Below are 23,192 nucleotides of genomic sequence, written 5' to 3' on the forward strand. Positions count from 1 at the left end.
GGCGGCGTTCACAGGCTGCCGCCCGAAGTGCGGTAGCGCGGCCGCGCCATTTCGGGCAGGCCGCATGGCAGGAACTCGCCGTGGCCGGCCTCGGCCATGACCTCGCCCTCGTGCGCCACCACCTTGCCGCGCACCAGCGTGGTCACCGGCCAGCCGGTCACGCGCAGGCCCTCGTAGGGGGTGTAGTCGACGGCATGGTGCAGCCCCTCATTGCGGATCGTCACTTCGCGCTGCGGGTCCCAGATCGCCAGGTCGGCATCGGCGCCGATGGCGATGGTGCCCTTGCGCGGATGCAGGCCGTAGAGCTTGGCCGGGTTGGTCGAGGTCAGCGCGACGAACTGGTTGACCGAGATGCGGCCGCCCACCACGCCTGCCGAGAACAGCAGCGGCAGCCGCGTCTCGAGTCCGGGGATGCCGTTGGGGATGTACTGGAACGGGACTTCCTGGCCGCCGGGCTTCTTGCCCTGCGCGTCTTCGTAGCGGAACGGTGCATGGTCGGACGAGAAGATGGTGAAGAGGCCGTCGGCCAGGCCGTCCCAGATCACCTGCTGGTTGCTGCGGTCGCGCGGCGGCGGGCTGCACACGCACTTGGCACCGTGGTAGCCGGGCTGGTCGAGGTCTTCGGCGGTCAGGAACAGGTACTGCGGACAGGTCTCGGCAAAGATCTTCATGCCGCGGTTGCGCGCCCAGCGAATCTGCTCGACCGCCTCCTTGCCCGAGACATGGACGATCAGGATCGGCACGTCGACCAGCTCGGAGAACGTGATGGCGCGGTGCGTGGCCTCGCGCTCGATCGCCATCGGCCGCGCCAGCGCGTGGAACTTCGGCGCGGTATTGCCGGCCGCCCCGAGCTTGTCGGTGAGCCAGGCGATGCAGTCGGAGTTCTCGGCATGCACCATCACCAGCGCGCCTTCCTGGCGCGCCACCGACAGTACCTCGAGGATCTCGCGGTCGTTCAGCTTGAGGTCGTCGTAGGTCATGTAGATCTTGAACGACGAATAGCCTTCGCGGATCAGGCCCGGCAGCTCGTCGTTCAGCACCGCCTCCGTCGGGTCAGCCACGATCAGGTGGAAGGCGTAGTCGACCACCGACTTGCCGCCGGCGCGGCGATGGTAGTCGGCCACCGCGGCGCGCAGCGAATGGCCCTTCTCCTGCGCGGCGAAGGGAATCACGGTGGTGGTGCCGCCGCACGCCGCCGAGACCGAGCCGGTGCGGAAGTCATCCGCCATGCGCAGCCCGTCCGGCATCGGCTGGTCCAGGTGGCAGTGCGCATCGACGCCGCCGGGCAGCACCAGCTTGCCGCCGGCGTCGATCACCTGCGCGGCCTCGCCCAGGTCAAGGCCGAGCTGCACGATGCGGCCGCCGGCGATGCCGATATCGCATTGCATGGTGTCGCTGGCGGTGACGACGGTGCCGTTGCGGATGATGAGGTCGAACTGTTTCACGGTACGGTTTGGTTGTGAGGACAAGGAGAGCGGCCGCGCTTCAGCGGTCGGCGTCGGACAGGTGCATGCGCGCGGTTTCACGCGCCGCGAACGCCGCCACCGCGATCAGCGCGCACACCGCTGCCAGGTAGAGCGCCACCGGCATGGTGTTGCCGAAGCGGTCGAGCAGGCCCACGGCGATCAGCGGAGCGAGCGCGCCGCCGAACACGCCGGCGAACTGGAAGCCGAGCGAGGCACCGGTGACGCGCACCCGGGTGGCGAACAGCTCGGGCAGGAACGAGGCCAGCGGCGAGAACATGAACGACACCAGCACCATGCCGACGAACGAGGCCAGCATGATCAGCGCCGGGCTGCCGGTCTTGACCATGGCGAAGAACACGAACGCCCACACCGCGCCGCCGATGCCGCCGATCATCAGCACCGGCCGGCGGCCGATACGGTCAGCCAGCAGGCCGGCGATCGGGATGAACAGGATCTGCGCCACCGCGCCCAGCAGCACGGCATTGAGCGCGATGCTCTTGGGCAGGCCCAGCTTGGTCGGCACGAAATACAGCAGGAACAGCGTGAACACGTAGAAGGCAATATCGCCGCCCAGCCGCGCGCCGAACGCGATCAGCAGCTGCTTCTTGTAGTTGCGCAGCACTTCCATGATCGGTGCGCGCGCTTCGGCATGCGATTCCTCCAGCTTCTCGAACATGCCGGATTCGCGCACGTTGGAACGGATATACAGCCCGACGCCGACCAGCAGCGCCGACAGCAGGAACGGCACGCGCCAGCCCCAGCTGAGGAAGGCTTCTTCGGATACCTGCCACGTCACCAGCGCAAAGATGCCGTTGGCCAGCAGCAGGCCGATCGGCGCCGCCAGCTGCACCAGGCTGCCGAGCATGCCGCGCCGCTTACCTTCGGGATCGAGTTCGTTGACCATGATCGCGGCCCCGCCCCACTCGCCGCCCAGCGCCAGGCCCTGCACCACGCGCAGCAGCACCAGCAGCAGCGGCGCCAGCGCGCCGGCCGCGGCATAGGTCGGCAGCAGGCCGATGCCGAAGGTGGCCAGGCCCATCATCAGCAGCGTGATGATCAGGATCGACTTGCGGCCCATCTTGTCGCCGTAGTGGCCGAAGATGGCCGCGCCCAGCGGCCGCGCCACGAACGCCACGCCATAGCTGGCGAAGGACAGCAGCGTCGCGGTCAGCGGATCGCTCTGCGGGAAGAACAGCTTGGGGAAGACCAGCGCGGCGGCCGATCCGTAGATGAAATGGTCGTAGAACTCGAGCGTGGTGCCGGCCAGGCTGGCCCCGGCGACGCGCGCGACTGACTGTTTGCTGGCCGACGTGCCTTTTTCCGCCGCGTCGATGCTGACTGCTTGCATGGTGGTCCTCCAATGGTCCCTGGCCTGCCCGCTGCGCACCGGTCGCCGGATGCGCGCTGGGTTGTCTCCGGACGGGCATGCGTGTGCCTCGTCTTTGCTCAGTACATTAGGCCATAAACCGCCATACAATCAAGAGAAATATTGTTTTTCAGAAATGGTGCATATGCATGCTGGAATTTGGTGCGATGCACTAAAGCGGCACCGTCCACCACATGGCGGCACCGAGTTCGGGTAAACACCTAACCCGCTATCCGCCAGCGCGTGCGGACGAAAAAAAACGGCGCATGCCCGAAGGCATGCGCCGTTTTCTGTATGTGTGAAACGCTGAGTTCGCGTCAGATCACGATGGTCTGGGCCTCGCCCTCGGCGCGTTCGCGGATCTCGCCGATCTGCCACACGGCTTCGCCGGCGGCCTGCAGGTGGCGGATGGCGCGTTCGGCGTCTTCCTTGGCCACGATCACCACCATGCCGATGCCGCAGTTGAAGACGCGGTGCATTTCGTCGTCGGCCACGCGGCCCTGCGCCTGCAGCCACTGGAACAGCGGCGGCAGGGTCCAGGCATCGCGATGCAGCACGGCCGTCACGTTCTGCGCCAGCACGCGCGGCACGTTTTCGGTCAGGCCGCCGCCGGTGATGTGGGCCATGCCCTTGACCGGCAGGGTTTCGATCAGCGACAGCAGCGGCTTCACGTAGATCCGCGTCGGCGCCATGATCGCGTCCTGCAGGCGCTGGCCGTGGAAGTCGGCGTTCAGGTCCGGCCTGGCCACCTCGATGATCTTGCGCACCAGCGAGTAACCGTTGGAATGCGCGCCCGACGAGGCCAGGCCCAGCACCACGTCGCCCGGGGTGATGGTGCTGCCGTCGATGATCTTCTTCTTCTCGACCGCGCCGACGGCAAAGCCGGCCAGGTCGTATTCGCCGTCCGGGTACATGCTCGGCATTTCGGCGGTCTCGCCGCCGATCAGCGCGCAGCCGGCCAGTTCGCAGCCGCGGGCAATGCCCTGGATCACGGTGGCGGCGGTGTCGACGTCCAGCTTGCCGCAGGCGAAATAGTCGAGGAAGAACAGCGGCTCGGCGCCCTGCACCAGGATGTCGTTGACACTCATGGCGACCAGGTCCTGGCCCACGGTGTCATGGCGGTTCAGCTGGAACGCCAGCTTGAGCTTGGTGCCCACGCCATCGGTGCCCGACACCAGCACCGGCTCCTGGAACTTCTTCGACAGCTCGAACAGCGCACCGAACCCGCCGATGCCCGCCATCACGCCCTCGCGCATGGTGCGCTTGGCGAACGGCTTGATGCGGTCGACCAGCGCGTCGCCGGCATCGATGTCAACACCGGCGTCGCGGTAGGAAAGGCCTGCCTGGCCGGCGGTCGGGGATGCGCTCATGGGAACCTGCTTGTCCTGGAGGAAATAAAGTGAGGAATTCGGCTCTCGGGCCACCGTCGCCTCCGTCGCTTGGCATCGGAAGGCGGGCGCGAGTCCAGTAGAATCGCAATTTTAACGGATAGAGGCCCCCCGCTTCCAGTTTCCGGCGAGATCGCGCCGCAAACGGCGCTGCCGCCCCCTCCCAACCCTTGATGAATGCCCCGCTGTTGAACCAAGAGGCCAAGCGCATCCTGCTGTGGATCGTCGTGGCCGTGGCGCTGTTCGCCGCCATCCTCGCGCTGGCGCCGGTGCTGACGCCGTTCCTGTTCGCATTCATCTTCGCCTATATCCTGAACCCCGGCGTCGACTGGCTGCAGCGCCGCCGGGTGCCGCGCGCGATCGGCGTGACGCTGATGATCCTGCTGCTGACGGTGGTCTGCGTGATGCTGGTGCTGCTGCTGATCGCGGTGCTCCAGCGCGAGATCCCGCAGGTGCGCGAGCAGTTGCCGATCCTGCTGAAGAAGCTCAATTCGGTGGTGTCGCCGCGGCTGGCCGAGTTCGGCGTGCGCGTACGCTTCGACTTCCCCGGCCTGCGCAACATGATGTCGGACCGCTTCGCGGCCAGCCCGGAAGACCTGCTGGTGGTGCTGCTGAACTACGTCAAGATGTCGGGTTCCGCGCTGATCGCGGTGGCGGGCATCGTCTTCATCGTGCCCATCGTCATGTTCTACCTGATGATGGACTGGCACATGGTGATGCGCCGCATCGAGGGCGTGGTGCCGCGCCGCTGGGTGCCCAAGGTGCGCGAGCTGACCAACGAGACCGACGCGCTGCTGTCGCAATACCTGCGCGGCCAGATCCTGGTGATGGTGATCCTGGCGGCGATCTACTCGATCGGGCTGACCATCGCCGGCTTCGATATCGGCGTGCCGGTCGGGGTCTTCACCGGGCTGGCGGTGTTTATCCCGTATATTGGCTTCGGCGTCGGGCTGGTGATGGCGATCCTGGCGGCGCTGCTGCAGTTCGGCAACTGGTACGGGCTGGCCGCGGTGGCGGTGGTCTACGGCTTCGGCCAGTTCATCGAGAGCTTCTACCTGACGCCAAGGCTGGTCGGCGAGCGCATCGGCCTGCACCCGCTGGTGGTGATCTTCGCGCTGCTCGCCTTCGGCCAGCTGTTCGGCTTCTTCGGCGTGCTGCTGGCGCTGCCGACCTGCGCCGTGCTGCTGGTGGGGGCGCGCCAGCTGCGGCGGGTTTACCTGGCCAGCGATCTCTATCGAAAATAACGGCTGGCGCCCGCTACCCGCTGCTGCCCGCTCCACGAATCTAGCCGAAGTTAGCCATACGTCATGTCCCCGCGTCCCAAGCAATTGTCGCTCGAGCTGGGCAGCCCGCCGCCTTCGACCTTCGAGAATTTCGTGGTGGCGTCCAACCGCGAGGCGGTGCAGCGGCTGCGCGAATTGCCGCCCGCGCTCGCGCAGGAGCACGCCAGCGACCGCCTGATCTACCTGTGGGGCGAGGTCGGCTGCGGCCGTACCCATCTGCTGCATGCGGTGTGCGAGGCCGGGCCGCAGCACGGCATCCGCTGCCGCTACCTGAGCCCGCACCATCCGCTGTCCGATTTCCTGTTCGACCCCTGGTGCCAGCTCTACACCGTCGATGACGTCGAGCTGCTCGACGAAGCGCGCCAGATCGCGGTGTTCTCGCTCTACAACGAGGTGCGCGCGCACGGGCGCACCGCGCTGGTGGTGGCGGGCGGCCTGGCGCCGCGCGCGATGCCGGTGCGCGAGGACCTGCGCACGCGCCTGGGCTGGGGCCTGGTGTACCAGGTCGCGCCGTTGTCCGACGACGACAAGAAGGCCGCCGTGCTCCATGCGGCACGCGAGCGCGGCCTGCAGCTGTCGCCCGAGATCACGCACTGGCTGGTGACGCGGCACTACCGCGACATGCCCAGCCTGATGGCGCTGCTGGATGCGCTCGACACCTATTCGCTGGAACGCAAGCGGCCGGTCACGCTGCCGCTGCTGCGCGAGATGTTCGCCGAATTCCGGGATTAGACGGCGGCCCCGGCACCGCATGCTCCCCTCCCCCCATCCTGCCTTCAGGTAAAATCGCCGCCCATGAATCTGGCACTCTTTGACCTCGACCACACCCTGATCCCGACCGACAGCGACCATGAATGGGGCCGCTTCCTGGTCCGCCTGGGCGTCGTCGACGAGGTAATCTACCGGCAGAAGAACGACGAGTTCTACGGCCACTACAAGGCCGGCACGCTCGATATCCAGGCCTTCCTGCGCTTCGCGCTGGCGCCGCTGGCGGCCAATCCGCGCGACCGGCTCGATGCCATGCGGGTGCGCTTCATGCACGAGGTGATCGACCCGGTGATCACGCCACAGGCGCGCGCGCTGGTCTACAAGCACCTCGAAGCCGGCGACCTGTGCGCCGTGGTCACCGCCACCAACAGCTTCGTCACCGCGCCGATCGCCGCGGCCTTCGGCATCAAGCACCTGATCGCGACCGAGCCGGCCACCGTCGATGGCAAGCCCGAGAGCCAGTTCACCGGCGAGGTCGAGGGCGTGCCCAGCTTCCGCGAAGGCAAGATCACCCGCGTCGAAGCCTGGCTCAAGGCCCAGGGCGCGGGCTGGGACAACTTCGAGACCACCACTTTCTACAGCGACTCGGCCAACGACCTGCCCCTGCTGGAGAAGGTCACCGAGCCGATCGCCACCAACCCGGACGATCGCCTGCGCCACCACGCCGCCGCGGCCGGCTGGCGCATCATGGATCTGTTCTGACGTGATCAAGAAGCTCATTACCCGGCTGCTGGGCAAACCCGGCCCCAAGCAGCGCCGTACCGGCCGCGCCCATACGCCGCGCATCGTCAACGTGGACGAGCACCAGATCGACCCCACGCTGCTGTCGCGCAATGCTGTCAAGGTCACCTCCACGCTGCAGCAGGCCGGCTACCAGGCCTATATCGTCGGCGGCGCCGTGCGCGACCTGCTGCTCGGCATCAAGCCCAAGGACTTCGACGTCGCCACCAATGCCACGCCCGAGCAGGTGCAGTCGCTGTTCCGCCGCTCGCGCATCATCGGCCGGCGCTTCCAGATCGTGCACGTGACCTTCTACGGCGGGCGCGAGCAGGAAATCATCGAGGTCTCGACCTTCCGTGCGCTGGTCGACGCCATCGCCAGCGAGACCCTGCCCGAAGGCCGCCGCCTGAAGCGTGCCGAGCTCGACAGCAAGACCCATGCGATCGACGCCTCGGGCCGCGTGCTGCGCGACAACGTATGGGGCTCGCAGGCCGAAGACGCGGAACGCCGCGACTTCACCATCAACGCGATGTACTACGATCCGGCCGCGCAGACCGTGCATGACTACCATCACGGCATGGAAGACATCCGCGCGCGCCTGCTGCGCATGATCGGCGACCCGGCCACGCGCTATCGCGAAGATCCGGTGCGGATGCTGCGCGTGGTGCGCTTCGCCGCCAAGACCGGCTTCGATATCGACGAGGCCACGCGCCTGCCGATCGCCGGCCTGGCCGAACTGATCCACAACGTGCCCAGCGCGCGCCTGTTCGACGAGATGCTCAAGCTGCTGATGTCCGGCCACGCCTGGGCCTCGCTGCAGGAGCTGCGCAAGGCCGGCCTGCACAAGGGCCTGCTGCCGCTGCTGGACGTGGCGCTGGAGCAACCCATGGGCCAGCGCTTCGTGCAGCTGGCGCTGGACAACACCGACCGCCGCGTGCAGGCCGGCAAGCCGGTGTCGCCGGGCTTCCTGTTCGCCGCGCTGCTGTGGCACCACGTGCTGCAGCGCTGGAACAAGCTGCGCGACGAGGGCGAGCACGCCATCGCCGCGCTCAACGCCGCCATGGACACGGTGCTGGAAAAGCAGACCGGCCAGCTCGCGATCCAGCGCCGCTTTGTCACCGACATGCGCGATATCTGGGGCATGCAGCCGCGCTTCGAAAAGCGCGTCGGCCGCATGCCGTTCCGGCTGCTGGAATCGCCGCGCTTCCGCGCCGGCTACGATTTCCTGGCGCTGCGCTGCCAGTCGGGCGAGCTGCCGGAAGAGCTGGCCGCCTGGTGGAACGACTTCCAGAACGCCGAGCCGCATGAGCGCGAAGACCTGATCGACGCGGTGCGCAGCGCGCGCGGCCAGGGTGGCGGCCAAGGTAGCGCCCAGGGTGCGGAAGGCGAAGGCCCGGCCCGCAAGAAGCGCCGCCGGCGCGGTCCGCGGAAATCGGATAAAGTTTCTTCCCGGAGCGACTCGGACGCGGGCGAGGCAGCACATGCCGGCCCCGGCCAGCCGGAGGAAACGTAAATGACTCTCGCCTTCATCGGCATCGGCGCAAATATTGGCGATGCCCGCCAGGCCATCAAGGACGCCATCGTGTGCCTGGCCCAGCAGGTCGGCATCACGGTGCTGGCGCGTTCCTCGCTCTATCGCACCGCGCCGGTCGATGCCGGCGGCGACGACTACTACAACGCGGTGGTCAAGGTGCAGACCTCGTTCACCGCATCGCAGCTGCTGCGCATCTGCCACCACATCGAAGACCAGTTCGGCCGCGAGCGCCCGTTCCGCAACGCGCCGCGCACGCTGGACCTGGACCTGCTGCTGTTCGGCGACGAACAGCACGACCACGAGCACCTGACCGTGCCGCACCCGCGCCTGACCGAGCGTGCCTTTACGCTAGTGCCGCTGCTGGAGCTGGACGCCGCGCTGGCGATCCCGGGGCGGGGCCGCGCGGCCGACTACCTGGCCGGCGTGGGCGCGCAGCGCATCGAGAAGGTTTCCACCTGCAAGTGCCTGCGCATGCAGGCCGCCGCCGGCGAGCCCGACCGTGGCGGCACCCCCGGCTGAGCCCGCCCGGCAGCGCCCGCGGCACTGCCATCCACCACACTGACGCCCGGAGCGCCATGCTCGATCACCTGCGCCGCATTGTCGTCGAAGGCCCCGTCGGTTCGGGCAAGACCTCGCTGGCCCAGCGCCTGGCGCGCACGCTGCAGGCCCAGGAACTGCCTGACCACGCGCGCCGCAGCCCGTTCCTCGAGCCGTTCTACCGCGACCCCGCGCGCCATGCGCTGGCGCTGCAGCTGTGGTGCCTGACCCAGCGCGCGGTGCAGCTGCAGCAGTGGCAGGCGGGCGTCGCCGCCGGCCAGCGCATGGTCAGCAACTTCCTGATCGCCAAAGACCGCCTGCATGCCGCGCTGACGCTGTCCGAGGACGAACTGGCGCTGTACGACGGCATCGCCGCGCGGCTGGCGCTGCCGCCGCAACGCGCCGACCTGGTGATCGTGCTGCAGGCAACCCCCTCGCTCTTGCGCGAGCGCATCGTGCGCCGTGGCGAGCCCGGCGAGGCCGGCATCGACGAACACTACCTGCAGCGCCTGGCCGGCGCCTATGGCGAACTGTTCCACCGCTACGACGACGCCCCGGTGCTGGTGGTCGACACCGCCCACTTCAATCCGGTGGACAATGACGACGATTTCCGTACACTACTGTCGCGCATCGAAAACATGCGCGGCCGCAAGGCCTTTCTCAATCTCGCCGCGCCCTGACAGGCATCCTCGCCTGCCAGACACAACACAATAACGACGGCTGTCGTTGCCGTGCGGGCCGCCCTCCCGGCACCGGCAAGGCCGTCCTACACGGGCACTGCCATGAGCTACCTCCTCGATCCCTCCCGCAAGACCATCACGATTCCCAAACTGCAGGCGATGCGTGACGCCGGCGAGAAAATCGCCATGCTGACCGCGTACGACTCCAGCTTCGCCGCGCTGCTCGACTACTGCGGCGTGGAGATGATCCTGGTGGGCGACTCGCTGGGCAATGTGATGCAGGGCCAGCAGACCACGCTGCCGGTCACGCTGGAACAGATGGCCTACCACACCGAATGCGCCGCGCGCGCCAACCAGACCGCGCTGCTGCTGACGGACCTGCCGTTCGGCACCTATCCGACGCCGGAAGCCGCGTTTGCCAGCGCCGTCACGCTGATGAAGGCGGGCGCGCAGATGGTCAAGCTCGAAGGCGGCGACTGGCTCGCGCCGATCGTCAGGTTCCTGGTCGAGCGCAGCATCCCGGTGTGCGCGCATATCGGCCTGACGCCGCAGTCGGTGCATGCGCTGGGCGGCTTCAAGGTGCAGGGCAAGACCGACGCCGGCGCGGCCCAGCTCAGGCGCGATGCACTGGCGCTGCAGGCCGCCGGCGCCCAGGTGGTGCTGATGGAGGCGGTGCCGGCGGCGCTGGCCGGCGAGATCACGCAGTCGCTGGCGGTGCCCACCATCGGCATCGGCGCCGGCGCCGACTGCTCGGGCCAGGTGCTGGTGCTGCAGGACATGCTCAACATCTATCCTGGCCGCAAGGCCAAGTTCGTGCGCAACTTCATGGACGGCCAGCCGTCGATCGAGGCCGCGGTGCGTGCCTACGTGGCCGCCGTCAAGGACGGCAGCTTCCCCGCCGTCGAGCACACCTTCTCCGCCTGACGAGGTGGAGATCGGCAGCGCCACCGCCGAAGCCTTCCGCCTGCTGGCCAGCGGCGACGCCGGCCTGTGGTTCATCGTCTGGACCTCGCTGGTGGTGGCGGTGCTGGGGCTGGCGATTGCCACCGTGCCGGCCATCGCCGCGGCGTGGCTGATCGCCACGCGCCAGTTCCCGGGCCGCCGCGCCGTGGTGGTGGTGGCGCAGGCCTTCCTGTCGTTCCCGACCGTGCTGGTCGGGCTGATCCTCTACCTGCTGCTGACGCGCCAGGGTCCGCTGGGCAGCCTGCACCTGCTGTTCACCCCTGCCGGCATGGTGCTGGGGCAGGCCGTGATCGGCTTCCCGGTGGTGCTGGCGTTTGCGCTGTCGACGCTGCAGGGCGCCGACGTGCGCCTGCGCGAGACTGCCTGGGTGCTGGGCGCCGGCCGCTGGCGCACCTTCCTGACGGTACTGCGCGAACTGCGCTTCGGGCTGATGGCGGCGGTGGTCGCCGGTTTTGGCCGCGTGATCGCCGAAGTGGGCTCGGCGCTGATGATCGGCGGCAATATCGAGGGCTCGACCCGCACCATCACCACCGCCATCGCGCTGGAAACCAGCAAGGGCGAATTCGCGCAGGGCATTGCGCTGGGCCTGGTGCTGGTGGCGCTGGCGCTGCTGGTCAATATCGGCATGGCCTGGCTGCAGGGTGCCGGGGGCTTTCGCCGATGACACTGACCGTTGCCGCCGACCACGGCCCGCTGCTGATCGTGCGCGGGCTGGCGCGCAGCATCGGCCTGCGCAAGCTGTTCGCGATCGACACGCTGGTGATCCCGCGCGCCACTGCGATCGTCATGACCGGCATGAACGGCGCCGGCAAGACCACGCTGCTGCGCATGCTGGCGGGGCTGGAGCCCGCGCCCGGCGCGGTCGCGCACTGGACCGATGCGCAGGGCCACGCCCACAGCGCGGCGCTGACACCGCTGCCGCCCGCGCTGCGCCGGCGCATTGCCTACCTGCACCAGCATCCCTACCTGTTCCGCACCTCGGTGCGCGAGAACATCGCCTACGGCCTGCGCGCGCGCGGCCTGCCGCGCCATGAGATCGACCTGCGCGTGGGCGAGGCGCTGGGCTGGGCCGGGGTCTCGCACCTGCAGGACACCGCGCCCGAATACCTGTCCGGTGGCGAGATCCAGCGCGTCGCGCTGGCGCGCGCCAAGGTGCTGGAGCCGGAATTGCTGCTGCTCGACGAACCCACCTCCAGCCTGGACGGGCACGCGCGCGAGCAGGTGATCGCACTGGTCGGCGACCTTGCCGCCGAAGGCCGCACCGTGGTGATGATCTGCCACGACCGCGAGCTGATCAACCTGCCCGGCGTGGTGCGCTGGAAACTGGGCGACGGCGTACTCGACACCCACCACCCCTAATCAGCGGCTCAGGCCTGCAACTTCGCCGGCATCGCGCCGCGCAGGGCGTTGACCAGCACGATGGCCTCGGCGCGCGCCAGCATCGCGCGTGGGACCACCGCTTCTTCGACCGGCTCGCCCGGCGCGCCCAGCGCCGCGCCGCCCGCCTCCAGCACCACCGCCCGCATCACGCCCGGCAGGATGTCGGCCGACAGCGGCGGCGTCAGCCAGCGGCCATCGATGCGCACGAACACCGAGCTGCGCCCGCCCTCGAGCAGTTCGCCGCGCGTGTTGAAGAACAGCCGGTCGAAGCCGCCGGCGCGCTCGGCGGCCTGCCAGCCGGCATCGAAGAGCGCGCGCGCACTGGTCTTGTGGCGGCGCAGCGGGTCGGCCGGCGGCAGCGGGTCCGGCGCGAGGTCGACACCGACCGGCCCCGCCGGCAACGGCGCCAGCGCGCCGCTGGCGAACGACAGCGTGCCGGACTTGTCCACGCTCAGGCGCAGGCGCCAGCTGCCGGCACCCAGTTTTGCCGCCTGCGCGGCCACCGCCTCGCGCGCGGCGTTGGCGTCGAAGGCAAAGCCGAACGCCTGCGCCGAGGCCCTGATGCGCGCCAGGTGCCGCGCCAGGTGCGGGCAGGCGCCGTCTTGCGCGCGCAGGGTCTCGAACAGCGCGAAGCCGGGATCGTGGCGGGTCAGGAAGCGCGCCTTCCAGCCGCATTCGGCGAATTCCTCCGCCGCCACGCTGTCATGGACGATGCCGCCGCCCACTCCCATTTCGCCGGCGCGCAAGCCGCTGGCCGCTGGCGGCGCCAGCACCAGCGTGCGGATCGCCACCGACAGCGCGAACGGACCGGCCATGGCCGCGCCGGACGGCGCCTCGATCCAGCCGATTGCGCCGGTGTAGAGCCCGCGCGGCGCGTGCTCCAGCTCGGCAATGATCTGCATGGTGCGCCGCTTGGGCGCGCCGGTGATCGAGCCGCACGGGAACAGCGCCGCCATCAGCGCGCCGAAGCCGGTGCCGGGCCGCGCCGTCGCCGTCACGGTAGAGGTCATCTGCAGCACCGCGCCGAACGGCTGCACCGCGAAGCGCTCCGGCACCGCCACGCTGCCCGGCTGCGCGATGCGGCCCAGGTCGTTGCGCAGCAGGTCGACGATCATCACGTTCTCGGCCCGGTTCTTGGCATCGGCCGCCAGCGCTGCGGCGGCCTGCGCATCGCGCGCGGCATCGCCGGCGCGCGGCGCGGTGCCCTTCATCGGCCGGGTCAGCAGGTGGCCCCGGCCATCGTGGCGCACGAACAGCTCGGGCGACAGCGACAGCACCATGGCGTCATCCGGCAGCCGCGCCAGCACGCCATAAGGCACCGGCTGCGCGGCGCGCAGCGCCGCGTACAGCGCCACCGGATCGCCGAAGGCCTCGCAGCGCAGGCGCTGGGTGTAGTTGACCTGGTAGGTGTCGCCGGCTTCGATCCACTGGTGGATGCGCGCGATGGCGTCGTCGAAGGCTTCGCGCGAAGTATCGGAAGCGATATCCATCAGGCCCGCTGGCTTCGCCTCCGCATGGGTCTGCAGCCACGCCGCCACCGCCGCCGCATCGAGCCGTTGCAGCGCGCCGAACCACAGCAGGCGCAGCGCACCGTCGTGGAACGGCATGGCGTTGCCGGTATGCACCGGCGCCTCGACCAGCGCGCCGCCGAATTCGTAGGGCGCGAACACGGTGGCGTGCCAGCCCTGGCGCCAGCCTTCGGCGAGCATCGCGTCGAGTCGGGCGATGTCGCTGCCGGGGGGCAGCAGGTCTTCGTGCACGAAGCTGGTGTAGAGACGGGATGCGGGTTGCCCGGCGGGTGCGGTGGCGTCGTCGAGCAGGACGAAGACGTCATCACCGCCCGCTTGCGTGCTCCCCTCTCCCGCTTGCTGCAGAGGGGCTGGGGGAGAGGGCGGGGGCTGGATGCTTGCTACCACGGGAAATCGTCAGGAAAAACAGGATTGCCGGCGCCGCCAGCATGGAAAGCAGTGATGCATTATCGCGCGGCGCAAGCCTGGTGGGCGATGGGCGCGCCTGCCCTCTCCCCCGGCCCCTCTCCCGCAAGCGGGTGAGGGGCGCAAACCCGCGGTTCGCCGGCGTCATGCGCCAAAAAACAAAACCGGCCACGCTCGCGCGTGGCCGGTTCCATACCGCCAAGCCGGATCAGCTGAAGAAGCTCTTCACCTTGTCCAGCCACGAGGTTTCCTGCGGGCTGTGGCGCGAGCCGCCCTCGTGCACCGAGCGGTCGAACTGGCGCAGCATTTCCTTCTGCGCCTCGGTCAGCTTGACCGGCGTCTCCACGTTCACATGCACGTAGAGGTCGCCGGGGTAGCCGGAGCGCACGCCCTTGATGCCCTTGCCGCGCAGCCGGAAGGTCTTGCCGGACTGGGTGGCCTCGGGCACCGGGAAGGTGGCCTTGCCGCTCAGCGTCGGCACTTCCAGGTCGCCGCCCAGCGCCGCGGTGGCGAACGAGATCGGCATCTGGCAGTGCAGGTCGTCGCCGTCGCGCTCGAACACGGCGTGCGGCTTGATGTGGACCTCCACGTACAGGTCGCCCGGCGGGCCGCCATTGATGCCCGGCTCGCCGTTGCCGGATGACCGGATACGCATGCCTTCGTCGATGCCGGCCGGGATCTTCACTTCCAGCGTCTTCTGCGACTTCAGCTTGCCCTGGCCGTGGCACTTGGTGCAGGGCTTGGGGATGAACTTGCCGCTGCCGTGGCACTTCGGGCAGGTCTGCTGCATGGTGAAGAAGCCCTGCGACACGCGCACCTGGCCCGCACCGTGGCAGGTCGGGCAGGTTTCGACGCTGGAGCCGGGCTCGGCGCCGTTGCCGTGGCAGTGGTCGCAATCGTCCCAGTGCGGCACGCGGATCTGGGCCTCGTGGCCGTGCGCGGCCTGCTCCAGCGAGATCTCCATGCTGTAGCGCAGGTCGGCGCCGCGGTAGGCCTGCGGACCGCCGCCGCGACGGCCGCCGCCGCCGCCCTGGCCGAAGATATCGCCGAAGATGTCGCCGAAGGCCTCGGCAAAGCCGCCGTAGCCCTGCGCGCCGCCGAAGCCGCCCGCCATGTTCGGGTCCACGCCGGCATGGCCGTACTGGTCGTACGCGGCCTTCTTCTCCGGGTCGGAAAGCATCTCGTAGGCCTCCTTGGCCTCCTTGAATTTTTCCTCGGATTCCTTGCTGTCCGGATTGCGGTCCGGGTGGTATTTCATCGCGAGCTTGCGATAAGCCTTCTTGACTTCGTCTTCGCTCGCGTTCTTGCCTACCCCGAGCACTTCGTAATAGTCACGTTTTGCCATGGTGGCTCATTACCTCATTGGCCGGCGGGTGCAAGCGGCACGGGCCGGCGAATAGCAAAAAAGCCGAGCGCGGCATCCGACGGCGGTTTCCCGCGGGTCTGATGGCCGTCGCCCGGCGTCGGGGCGGGAGCGGCGCCGGCCAGTGCCTGCACCGCCGCCCGCGTATCCCGATTACTTCTTGTCGTTGACTTCCTTGAATTCGGCGTCCACAACGTTGTCGTCCTGCGGCTGGGCCTGCTGCTGGCCGCCGGCAGCACCCGCGGCACCGGCCGCGGCGCCTTCGCCGGCCTTGGCCTGCATGTCGGCGTAGACCTTCTCGCCCAGCTTCTGGCTGACTTCGGACAGCGCGTTGACCTTGGCGTCGATCTCGGTCTTGTCGCCGCCGCGTGCGGCGTCTTCCAGTTCCTTGATCGCGGCCTCGATCTTTTCCTTCTCGCCCGCGTCCAGCTTGTCGCCGTACTCGGTCAGCGCCTTCTTGGTCGAGTGGATCAGCGCGTCGGCCTGGTTGCGGGCATCAGCCAGCTCGCGGGCCTTCTTGTCTTCCTCGGCGTTGGCCTCGGCGTCCTTGACCATGCGCTGGATCTCGTCTTCCGACAGGCCCGAGTTGGCCTTGATGGTGATCCGGTTTTCCTTGCCGCTGGCCTTGTCCTTGGCGCCCACGTGCAGGATGCCGTTGGCGTCGATGTCGAACGAGACCTCGATCTGCGGCGTGCCGCGCGGTGCCGGCGGAATGCCCTCGAGGTTGAACTCGCCCAGCAGCTTGTTGCCGGTGGCCATCTCGCGCTCGCCCTGGTACACCTTGATGGTCACGGCCGGCTGGTTGTCGTCGGCGGTCGAGAACACCTGCGCATGCTTGGTCGGGATGGTGGTGTTCTTGGTGATCATCTTGGTCATCACGCCACCCAGGGTTTCGATGCCCAGCGACAGCGGCGTCACGTCCAGCAGCAGCACGTCCTTGCGGTCGCCCGACAGCACCGAACCCTGGATCGCGGCACCGACGGCCACGGCTTCGTCCGGGTTCACGTCCTTGCGCGCTTCCTTGCCGAAGAACTCCTTGACCTGCTCCTGCACCTTGGGCATGCGGGTCATGCCGCCGACCAGGATCACGTCGTCGATGTCGCTGACCTTGACGCCGGCATCCTTGATCGCGGTGCGGCACGGCTCGATGGTGCGGGTGATCAGCTCTTCGACCAGCGATTCCAGCTTGGCGCGGGTCATCTTCAGGTTCAGGTGCTTCGGACCCGAGGCATCGGCCGTGATGTACGGCAGGTTGATCTCGGTCTGCTGCGAGCTCGACAGTTCGATCTTGGCCTTTTCAGCGGCTTCCTTCAGGCGCTGCAGCGCGAGCACGTCCTTGGACAGGTCGACGCCCTGGTCCTTCTTGAACTCGCCGATGATGTAGTCGATGATGCGCTGGTCGAAGTCTTCGCCGCCCAGGAAGGTGTCGCCATTGGTCGACAGCACTTCGAACTGCTTTTCGCCGTCAACATCCGCGATCTCGATGATCGAGATGTCGAAGGTGCCGCCGCCGAGGTCATACACGGCGATCTTGCGGTCGCCCTTCTCGTTCTTGTCCAGGCCGAAGGCCAGCGCGGCCGCGGTCGGCTCGTTGATGATGCGCTTGACATCCAGGCCGGCGATGCGGCCGGCGTCCTTGGTCGCCTGGCGCTGCGAGTCGTTGAAGTAGGCCGGCACGGTGATCACGGCTTCGGTCACCGGCTCGCCGAGGTAGTCCTCGGCGGTCTTCTTCATCTTGCGCAGCACTTCGGCGGAGACCTGCGGCGGGGCCAGCTTCTGGTCGCGCACCGACACCCATGCGTCGCCGTTGTCGGCCTTGACGATGGAATACGGCATCAGGCCGATGTCCTTCTGGACTTCCTTCTCTTCGAACTTGCGGCCGATCAGGCGCTTGACCGCGTACAGCGTGTTACGCGGGTTGGTCACGGCCTGCCGCTTGGCGGGCGCGCCGACCAGGATTTCGCCGTCTTCCATGTAGGCGATGATCGACGGGGTGGTGCGTGCGCCTTCCGAGTTTTCGATGACCTTGGGGGTGTTGCCCTCCATGATCGCGACGCAGCTATTGGTGGTACCGAGGTCGATACCGATGATCTTACCCATTATTCTCTCCTCTTGAGCCAGCGCTATGCGCGCGGCTGCAATTCAACCTGAGGCCGAAATGTGGCCGTCCGGGGGCTTTTCAAGGGCAGAACCGGCAAATCCGAGTAATTTTCTCGGTTTCTGCCCTCATTCAACGGCTGGCGCTGCCGCGGCTTGAGCAGGAAGCGCTGGCAGAACGCTTTATGTGGCTCTTGAATTACTTGGCCGTGTCATCGCGATCGCGCTGCCACAGCACGTCGGAGCCGCCGCCCGCCCGGTTCAGCACCCGCGCCAGCACGAACATCAGGTCCGAGAGCCGGTTCAGGTACTGGCGCGGCGCCTCGTTCAGCGCCTCGGCCGCGCCCAGGGCCACCAGCGCGCGCTCGGCGCGCCGGCACACGGTGCGGCAGACGTGGGCCTGCGCCGCGGCGCGGCTGCCGCCGGGCAGGATGAATTCGGCCAGGCGCGGCAGGTTGGCGTTGTAGTCGGCCAGCCAGGTGTCGAGCTGCGCCACCTGCTCGGGCTTGAGCAGCGTATAGCCCGGGATGGACAGCTCCCCGCCCAGGTCGAACAGGTCGTGCTGGATATGCAGCAGCGCGGCGCGCACGTCGGCGGGCAGGTCTTCGGTCAGCAGCACGCCGACGTGGCAGTTCAGTTCATCGACATCGCCGATCGCGGCGATGCGCAGGCTGTCCTTGCCGGTGCGGCTGCCGTCGCCCAGGCCGGTGGTGCCGGCGTCGCCGGTGCGGGTGGCGATCTTCGACAGGCGGTTGCCCATGCCGGTCTCCTTGTCAGCGGTTGGTCGTTGGGAAATGGCGCATTATCGCGCCAGAGCCGGTGACTTAGCCATGCGCGCTGCGTCCGTCGGCACGGGCTGGCGTCGCCATCGGCTTGTGCGGCTATCGGCCGCGCGCTCGCCGAGAGAAGGTGCACCAGCCGCCGCGCGGCGTAGAATGCAGTTATCCGTCCATTCGATAACCGGGTCGCGCCCCAGCCTGCCGCCGGCACCCTCGGCGTCCTCGCCGTCCATGAGGCCGCACCGACCCGTCGGAGACCCGCATGAACCACCCCACGCCGTCCGCCTCCCTCGCCCGCCGTCCGCTGCCGCCCGCCATCGCCGACGCCCTCGCGGCACGCTTCGGCGAGCGCTTTACCACCTCCGCCGGCGTGCGCGAGCACCACGGCCGCGACGAATCGCCGTTTCCGCCGGCGCTGCCCGATGCGGTGGTGTTTGCCCACAGCACCGAGGAAGTGGCCGAGGTGGCGCGCCTGTGCAACCAGCACGGCGTGCCGCTGATCCCGTACGGCGCGGGCTCGTCGCTGGAAGGCCACCTGCTGGCGGTGGCCGGCGGCATCAGCCTGGACCTGTCGCAGATGAACCGGGTGCTGGCGGTGCAGCCCGAGGACCTGACCGTGACGGTGCAGCCCGGCGTCACGCGCAAGCAGCTCAACCAGGAGATCAAGGACACCGGCCTGTTCTTCCCGATCGACCCCGGCGCCGACGCGTCGCTGGGCGGCATGTGCGCCACGCGCGCGTCGGGGACCAACGCGGTGCGCTACGGCACCATGCGCGAGAACGTGCTGGCGCTGACGGTGGTGACCGCCGACGGCCGCGTGATCCGCACCGGCACGCAGGCGCGCAAGTCGTCGGCGGGCTATGACCTGACCCGGCTCTTCATCGGCAGCGAAGGCACGCTCGGCATCATCACCGAGGTCACGGTGCGGCTGTACCCGCAGCCCGAGGCGATCTCGGCCGCGGTGTGCGCCTTCCCCAGCATGGGCAGCGCGGTGCAGGCCGTGATCCAGACCATTCAACTGGGCGTGCCGGTGGCGCGCGTGGAATTCGTCGATGCGCTGGCGATCCGCGCCATCAACCGCCACGACAACCTGACCCTGCCCGAGACCCCGCACCTGTTCTTCGAATTCCACGGCACCGAGGCCGGCGTGCGCGAGCAGGCCGAGACCGTGCAGCAGATCACCGCCGACTTCGGCGGCCAGGGCTTCGAGTGGGCCACGCGCCCGGAAGACCGCAGCCGGCTGTGGAATGCGCGTCATACCGCGTACTTTGCGATGCTGCAGCTCAAGCCGGGCTGCAAGTCGGTCACCACCGACGTGTGCGTGCCGATCTCGCGCCTGGCCGACTGCGTCACCGAGACCGAGAAGGACCTGAACGCCTCGGCGCTGCCCTGCCCCATCGTCGGCCATGTCGGCGACGGCAACTTCCACGTGGCGATCCTGGTCGACCCTGACAAGCCAGAGGAAATGGCCGAGGCCGAGGCCATCAACCAGCGCATCGTCGAACGCGCGCTGGCGATGGGCGGCACCTGCACCGGCGAGCACGGCGTGGGCCTGCACAAGCAGCGCTTCCTGGTGGACGAGCACGGCGAGGACGCGCTCGACCTGATGCGCGCGATCAAGGACGCACTGGATCCCAACCATATCCTGAACCCGGGCAAGATCTTCAGCGCCACGCGCGGCGCCGCGCAGTAAAGCTTGCGACCGGATGGCCTCCATGTTCAACCGCGTCCCGCCGCTGCACCTGCTGATCGCGTTCGAGGCCGCCGCGCGCCTGGGCAGCTTCGCGCGCGCGGCCGAGGAGCTGTCGGTGACGCCCAGCGCGGTCTCGCACCGGATCAAGAACCTCGAGGAGCTGTGGGGCGAAGACCTGTTCGTGCGCGCCAACGCCGCGCTGCGGCTGACCGCCGCCGGCACGCGCTACCTGCGCAACGTGCAGGACGCGCTCAAGTCGCTCAACGAGCTGGCCCGTCCCGAGTACAACAAGCTGCGCACGCGGCTACGCGTGGCGATCCCGCCCACCTTCGGGCGCCAGCACCTGGTGCCGCGGCTGCCGGAGTTCGGCGCGCTCTATCCGCATATCGACCTCGAGCTGCACCTGGCGATCCCGTTCCTCGACGTCAAGGCCGAGGACACCGATGTCGAGATCCGCTACGGCACCGGTCGCTACCCCGACCTGAAGACCACCAAGCTGCTGGTGGAGCCGGTGTTCCCGGCGTGCGGGCGCGAATACTACGAGCGCGTCAACGGCCGCGCCATCACCAGGCCCGAGCACCTGCACGGCCTGGTGCTGCTGCGCAGCCCGCTGGAGCCGTGGAAGCCGTGGTTCGAGACCGCCGGGCTGGACTGGCCCGAGCCCCAGACCGGCCCGCAGTTCAACGACATCGGGCTGATGCTGGAGGCGATCGCCTCCAACCAGGGCGTGGCGCTGGTGCGCCAGCGCATGGCGCGACACTGGCTGTCGCTGGGGCAGATGGTGCGGCTGCTAGATGTGGAATCGGTATCGCCGCACGGCTACTACATCGTCGAGCGCGAACAGGCGCCGCTAAAGCCCGAGGCGCGCTATTTCGTCGACTGGCTGCTGAGCCTGGACTGGTAGGAGGCTGCGCCAATGGAAATCCGCCTGCTGACCCCCGACGATGCCGCGGCCTTCCACGCGCTGCGGCTGCAGGGACTTGCCGAGGCGCCCGAGGCCTTTGCCGCCAGCCTGGAAGAAGAACAGGAGCTGGCGCCGGAGTCGGTGGCGCAACGCCTTGCGCCGAACCCGGACAAGGCCGTCTTTGGCGCCTTCGAGGCCGCCCCCGGCGGCATGGCGCTGGCCGGCGTGGTTGGCGTGATGCGCGAGCCCCGGCGCAAGCACTGGCACAAGGCCTCGATCTTCGGCATGTACGTGGCGCCGGCCTGGCGCGCGCGCAAGCTCGGCCGCGCGCTGATGCTGCGCGCGCTGCAGCAGGCCGCCGCCATGCCGGGCGTGCGCCAGGTGACGCTGTGCGTCAATGCCGGCAGCGCGGGCGCGGTGCGCCTGTACGAATCGCTCGGCTTCGAGCGCTTCGGGCTGGAGCCCGATGCGTTGTACGTCGCGCCGCACTTCCACGACAAGCTCGACATGGTGCTGCGGCTGCCGGCCGCCCCGGCGCGGCCGGACCTCTGAAGGCAGCCCCCGCCTGTCCCGCCTTACCGCTGGCCGGCCGCCGGTGCTACGCTGAAACCGGCGCCCGTGCCCGCCGGGCATGATGAGCATTATTGATCGGCCCGGCATGCCGAATTCACGTCCGGCGTGGTGCCCGCGCCCGGTGGCCTGCGCTATAGTCACCCGTCCCCCGCGGCCGGCACTGCACCGCCGCGGCCGGCAGGCCGGCAAACGATCATTACAGGCCGCCCCCCAGGAGACCCCACAGGAGTCGTTCATGAATGCCCCGCACGAAGCCCAAACCCTCGCTCCCGGCGCCGCCGACACTCCGGCCACGGCCGACGGCCGTCGTGACGCGCTGCTGGCCGGCCTGGCGCAGATCCTGCCCGATGCCGCGGTGCTGTGGAAGCCGGAAGACACCGTGCCCTATGAATGCGACGGCCTGGCCGCGTACCGCCAGGTGCCGATGGCGGTAGCACTGCCCGACACCGAGGAGCAGGTCTGCGCCATCCTGCGGCTGTGCCACCAGCTGGGCGTGCCGGTGGTGCCGCGCGGCGCCGGCACCAGCCTGTCGGGCGGCGCCATGCCGATCGCCGAGGGCCTGGTGCTGTCGCTGGCCAAGTTCAAGCGCATCCTGTCGGTCGATCCGTATGCGCGCACCGCGGTGGTCCAGCCGGGCGTGCGCAACCTGGCGATCTCGGACGCCGCCGCGCCGCACAACCTGTACTACGCGCCCGACCCGTCGTCGCAGATCGCCTGCACCATCGGCGGCAACGTCAGCGAGAACTCCGGCGGCGTGCACTGCCTGAAGTACGGCCTGACCGTGCACAACGTGCTGCGCGTGCGCGCGGTGACGATGTCCGGCGAGGTGGTGGTGTTCGGCTCCGAGGCTCCCGACGCGCCCGGGCTGGACCTGCTGGCCGTGCTGATCGGCTCCGAGGGCATGCTGGCCGTGGTGACCGAGGTCACCGTGCGCCTGATCCCCAAGCCGCAGCTGGCGCAGGTGATCATGGCCTGCTTCGACGATGTCGAGAAAGGCGGCAACGCGGTCGCCGACGTGATCGCCGCGGGCATCATCCCGGCCGGGCTGGAGATGATGGACAAGCCCGCCACCGCCGCGGTCGAGCAGTTCGTGCATGCGGGCTATGACCTCGATGCCGCCGCGATCCTGCTGTGCGAGTCCGACGGCACGCCCGAGGAAGTGGCCGAGGAGATCGAGCGCATGAGCGCGGTGCTGACGGCATCGGGCTGCACCCGCATCGTGGTCTCGCAGAACGAGGCCGAGCGGCTGCGCTTCTGGAGCGGCCGCAAGAACGCCTTCCCGGCGGCGGGGCGGATCTCGCCGGACTATTACTGCATGGACGGCACCATCCCGCGCAAGCACATCGGCACGCTGCTCAAGCGCATCGAGGCCATGGAAGTGAAGTACGGCCTGCGCTGCATCAACGTGTTCCATGCCGGCGACGGCAACATGCACCCGCTGGTGCTGTTCGACGGCGGCGACGTGGACGAGTGGCACCGCGCCGAGCTGTTCGGCGCCGACATCCTGGAAACCTGCGTCGAGCTGGGCGGCACCGTCACCGGCGAGCACGGCGTGGGCGTGGAAAAGCTCAACTCCATGTGCGTGCAGTTCTCGACCGCGGAGCGCGACGCCTTCTTCGGCGTCAAGGCCGCCTTCGACCCGGCGCGGCTGCTCAACCCCGACAAGGCCATCCCGACGCTGGCGCGCTGCGCCGAATACGGCAAGATGCACGTGAAGAAGGGCCTGCTGCCGCATCCCGAACTGCCTCGCTTCTGAGCCACGCC

Annotated in this window: 20 protein-coding genes; 13 read left to right on the forward strand and 7 right to left on the reverse strand. The window is 68.7% G+C overall.

All coding sequences use genetic code 11. The annotated features are described in order from the left end of the window. Positions 1–8: 8 nt before the first annotated feature. From hydA to purM, 3 genes are all read right to left on the reverse strand, one after another. Positions 9–1,445 (reverse strand): dihydropyrimidinase, encoded by a 1,437-nt coding sequence (gene hydA / locus AC3FMM_RS13910; protein ID WP_116313032.1) that lies wholly within the window; start codon positions 1,443–1,445, stop codon positions 9–11. A 40-nt stretch (positions 1,446–1,485) separates the two neighbouring features. Continuing rightward, positions 1,486–2,814: an MFS transporter gene (locus AC3FMM_RS13915; RefSeq protein ID WP_115710704.1), complete on the reverse strand. Its 1,329-nt coding sequence runs from the start codon at positions 2,812–2,814 to the stop codon at positions 1,486–1,488. A 335-nt stretch (positions 2,815–3,149) separates the two neighbouring features. Then, positions 3,150–4,202, reverse strand: coding sequence for a phosphoribosylformylglycinamidine cyclo-ligase (gene purM, locus AC3FMM_RS13920; RefSeq protein WP_115681061.1), 1,053 nt, complete (start codon positions 4,200–4,202; stop codon positions 3,150–3,152). Between the two features lie 191 nt (positions 4,203–4,393). On the opposite strand from purM, the gene AC3FMM_RS13925 reads away from it, so the two are divergent. The 9 genes from AC3FMM_RS13925 (at position 4,394) to AC3FMM_RS13965 (ending at position 12,064) form a co-directional block, all read left to right on the forward strand. Continuing rightward, entirely contained in the window at positions 4,394–5,464 is a 1,071-nt protein-coding gene (locus tag AC3FMM_RS13925) for an AI-2E family transporter (protein WP_115710706.1), read from the forward strand. 63 nt (positions 5,465–5,527) lie between these two features. After that, positions 5,528–6,235, forward strand: coding sequence for a DnaA regulatory inactivator Hda (hda, locus tag AC3FMM_RS13930; RefSeq protein ID WP_012353781.1), 708 nt, complete (start codon positions 5,528–5,530; stop codon positions 6,233–6,235). Positions 6,236–6,298: 63 nt separating this feature from the next. Continuing rightward, positions 6,299–6,973, forward strand: a complete 675-nt coding sequence (locus AC3FMM_RS13935) for a histidinol-phosphatase (protein ID WP_115681063.1) — start codon at positions 6,299–6,301, stop codon at positions 6,971–6,973. A gap of 1 nt (position 6,974) precedes the next feature. After that, positions 6,975–8,504, forward strand: a complete 1,530-nt coding sequence (gene pcnB, locus AC3FMM_RS13940; protein ID WP_115710707.1) for a polynucleotide adenylyltransferase PcnB — start codon at positions 6,975–6,977, stop codon at positions 8,502–8,504. Continuing rightward, the gene (gene folK / locus AC3FMM_RS13945; RefSeq protein ID WP_115681065.1) at positions 8,505–9,044 is read left to right on the forward strand and encodes a 2-amino-4-hydroxy-6-hydroxymethyldihydropteridine diphosphokinase; all 540 of its coding nucleotides are present in this window, start codon (positions 8,505–8,507) and stop codon (positions 9,042–9,044) included. Between the two features lie 56 nt (positions 9,045–9,100). Next, positions 9,101–9,742, forward strand: a complete 642-nt coding sequence (locus AC3FMM_RS13950) for a deoxynucleoside kinase (RefSeq protein WP_115710711.1) — start codon at positions 9,101–9,103, stop codon at positions 9,740–9,742. A gap of 102 nt (positions 9,743–9,844) precedes the next feature. Continuing rightward, entirely contained in the window at positions 9,845–10,666 is an 822-nt protein-coding gene (gene panB, locus AC3FMM_RS13955) for a 3-methyl-2-oxobutanoate hydroxymethyltransferase (RefSeq protein ID WP_488686841.1), read from the forward strand. Between the two features lie 4 nt (positions 10,667–10,670). Further along, the gene (locus AC3FMM_RS13960) at positions 10,671–11,369 is read left to right on the forward strand and encodes an ABC transporter permease (protein WP_115710713.1); all 699 of its coding nucleotides are present in this window, start codon (positions 10,671–10,673) and stop codon (positions 11,367–11,369) included. Further along, positions 11,366–12,064, forward strand: coding sequence for an ATP-binding cassette domain-containing protein (locus tag AC3FMM_RS13965; RefSeq protein ID WP_414247576.1), 699 nt, complete (start codon positions 11,366–11,368; stop codon positions 12,062–12,064). Before AC3FMM_RS13960 ends, AC3FMM_RS13965 begins: the two co-directional genes overlap by 4 nt. Before the next feature lie 8 nt (positions 12,065–12,072). On the opposite strand, the gene pabB is transcribed toward AC3FMM_RS13965, so the two are convergent. From pabB to AC3FMM_RS13985, 4 genes are all read right to left on the reverse strand, one after another. Next, positions 12,073–14,001: an aminodeoxychorismate synthase component I gene (gene pabB, locus AC3FMM_RS13970; protein WP_488686842.1), complete on the reverse strand. Its 1,929-nt coding sequence runs from the start codon at positions 13,999–14,001 to the stop codon at positions 12,073–12,075. Between the two features lie 226 nt (positions 14,002–14,227). Beyond that, on the reverse strand, positions 14,228–15,364 hold the full coding sequence (gene dnaJ / locus AC3FMM_RS13975) for a molecular chaperone DnaJ (protein WP_115710719.1): 1,137 nt from the start codon (positions 15,362–15,364) through the stop codon (positions 14,228–14,230). 171 nt (positions 15,365–15,535) lie between these two features. After that, positions 15,536–17,482 (reverse strand): molecular chaperone DnaK, encoded by a 1,947-nt coding sequence (dnaK, locus tag AC3FMM_RS13980; protein ID WP_115681070.1) that lies wholly within the window; start codon positions 17,480–17,482, stop codon positions 15,536–15,538. Between the two features lie 196 nt (positions 17,483–17,678). Next, on the reverse strand, positions 17,679–18,239 hold the full coding sequence (locus AC3FMM_RS13985; RefSeq protein WP_115681071.1) for a cob(I)yrinic acid a,c-diamide adenosyltransferase: 561 nt from the start codon (positions 18,237–18,239) through the stop codon (positions 17,679–17,681). 281 nt (positions 18,240–18,520) lie between these two features. Here AC3FMM_RS13985 and AC3FMM_RS13990 point away from each other — a divergent pair, with 281 nt between their 5' ends. From AC3FMM_RS13990 to AC3FMM_RS14005, 4 genes are all read left to right on the forward strand, one after another. Beyond that, a complete protein-coding gene (locus AC3FMM_RS13990) occupies positions 18,521–19,951 on the forward strand; it encodes an FAD-binding oxidoreductase (RefSeq protein ID WP_326346543.1) in 1,431 nt (476 codons plus the stop codon). Between the two features lie 13 nt (positions 19,952–19,964). Then, positions 19,965–20,855: a LysR substrate-binding domain-containing protein gene (locus tag AC3FMM_RS13995; protein WP_115681073.1), complete on the forward strand. Its 891-nt coding sequence runs from the start codon at positions 19,965–19,967 to the stop codon at positions 20,853–20,855. 12 nt (positions 20,856–20,867) lie between these two features. Then, positions 20,868–21,407: a GNAT family N-acetyltransferase gene (locus AC3FMM_RS14000; protein ID WP_116313036.1), complete on the forward strand. Its 540-nt coding sequence runs from the start codon at positions 20,868–20,870 to the stop codon at positions 21,405–21,407. A gap of 256 nt (positions 21,408–21,663) precedes the next feature. After that, positions 21,664–23,184, forward strand: coding sequence for an FAD-linked oxidase C-terminal domain-containing protein (locus AC3FMM_RS14005; protein ID WP_116313037.1), 1,521 nt, complete (start codon positions 21,664–21,666; stop codon positions 23,182–23,184). Positions 23,185–23,192: the final 8 nt, after the last annotated feature.

It is taken from the genome of Cupriavidus sp. 207A1 (genome assembly GCF_057798955.1).

Excerpts from the sequence above, each read along its gene's own strand:
- AC3FMM_RS13915 (WP_115710704.1), bottom strand. The coding sequence starts at position 2,814 with ATGCAAGCAGTCAGCATCGACGCGGCGGAAAAAGGCACGTCGGCCAGC.
- purM (WP_115681061.1), bottom strand. The coding sequence starts at position 4,202 with ATGAGCGCATCCCCGACCGCCGGCCAGGCAGGCCTTTCCTACCGCGAC.
- AC3FMM_RS13925 (WP_115710706.1), top strand. The coding sequence starts at position 4,394 with ATGAATGCCCCGCTGTTGAACCAAGAGGCCAAGCGCATCCTGCTGTGG.
- hda (WP_012353781.1), top strand. The coding sequence starts at position 5,528 with ATGTCCCCGCGTCCCAAGCAATTGTCGCTCGAGCTGGGCAGCCCGCCG.
- AC3FMM_RS13935 (WP_115681063.1), top strand. The coding sequence starts at position 6,299 with ATGAATCTGGCACTCTTTGACCTCGACCACACCCTGATCCCGACCGAC.
- folK (WP_115681065.1), top strand. The coding sequence starts at position 8,505 with ATGACTCTCGCCTTCATCGGCATCGGCGCAAATATTGGCGATGCCCGC.
- AC3FMM_RS13950 (WP_115710711.1), top strand. The coding sequence starts at position 9,101 with ATGCTCGATCACCTGCGCCGCATTGTCGTCGAAGGCCCCGTCGGTTCG.
- panB (WP_488686841.1), top strand. The coding sequence starts at position 9,845 with ATGAGCTACCTCCTCGATCCCTCCCGCAAGACCATCACGATTCCCAAA.
- AC3FMM_RS13965 (WP_414247576.1), top strand. The coding sequence starts at position 11,366 with ATGACACTGACCGTTGCCGCCGACCACGGCCCGCTGCTGATCGTGCGC.
- dnaJ (WP_115710719.1), bottom strand. The coding sequence starts at position 15,364 with ATGGCAAAACGTGACTATTACGAAGTGCTCGGGGTAGGCAAGAACGCG.
- dnaK (WP_115681070.1), bottom strand. The coding sequence starts at position 17,482 with ATGGGTAAGATCATCGGTATCGACCTCGGTACCACCAATAGCTGCGTC.
- AC3FMM_RS13985 (WP_115681071.1), bottom strand. The coding sequence starts at position 18,239 with ATGGGCAACCGCCTGTCGAAGATCGCCACCCGCACCGGCGACGCCGGC.
- AC3FMM_RS13990 (WP_326346543.1), top strand. The coding sequence starts at position 18,521 with ATGAACCACCCCACGCCGTCCGCCTCCCTCGCCCGCCGTCCGCTGCCG.
- AC3FMM_RS13995 (WP_115681073.1), top strand. The coding sequence starts at position 19,965 with ATGGCCTCCATGTTCAACCGCGTCCCGCCGCTGCACCTGCTGATCGCG.
- AC3FMM_RS14000 (WP_116313036.1), top strand. The coding sequence starts at position 20,868 with ATGGAAATCCGCCTGCTGACCCCCGACGATGCCGCGGCCTTCCACGCG.
- AC3FMM_RS14005 (WP_116313037.1), top strand. The coding sequence starts at position 21,664 with ATGAATGCCCCGCACGAAGCCCAAACCCTCGCTCCCGGCGCCGCCGAC.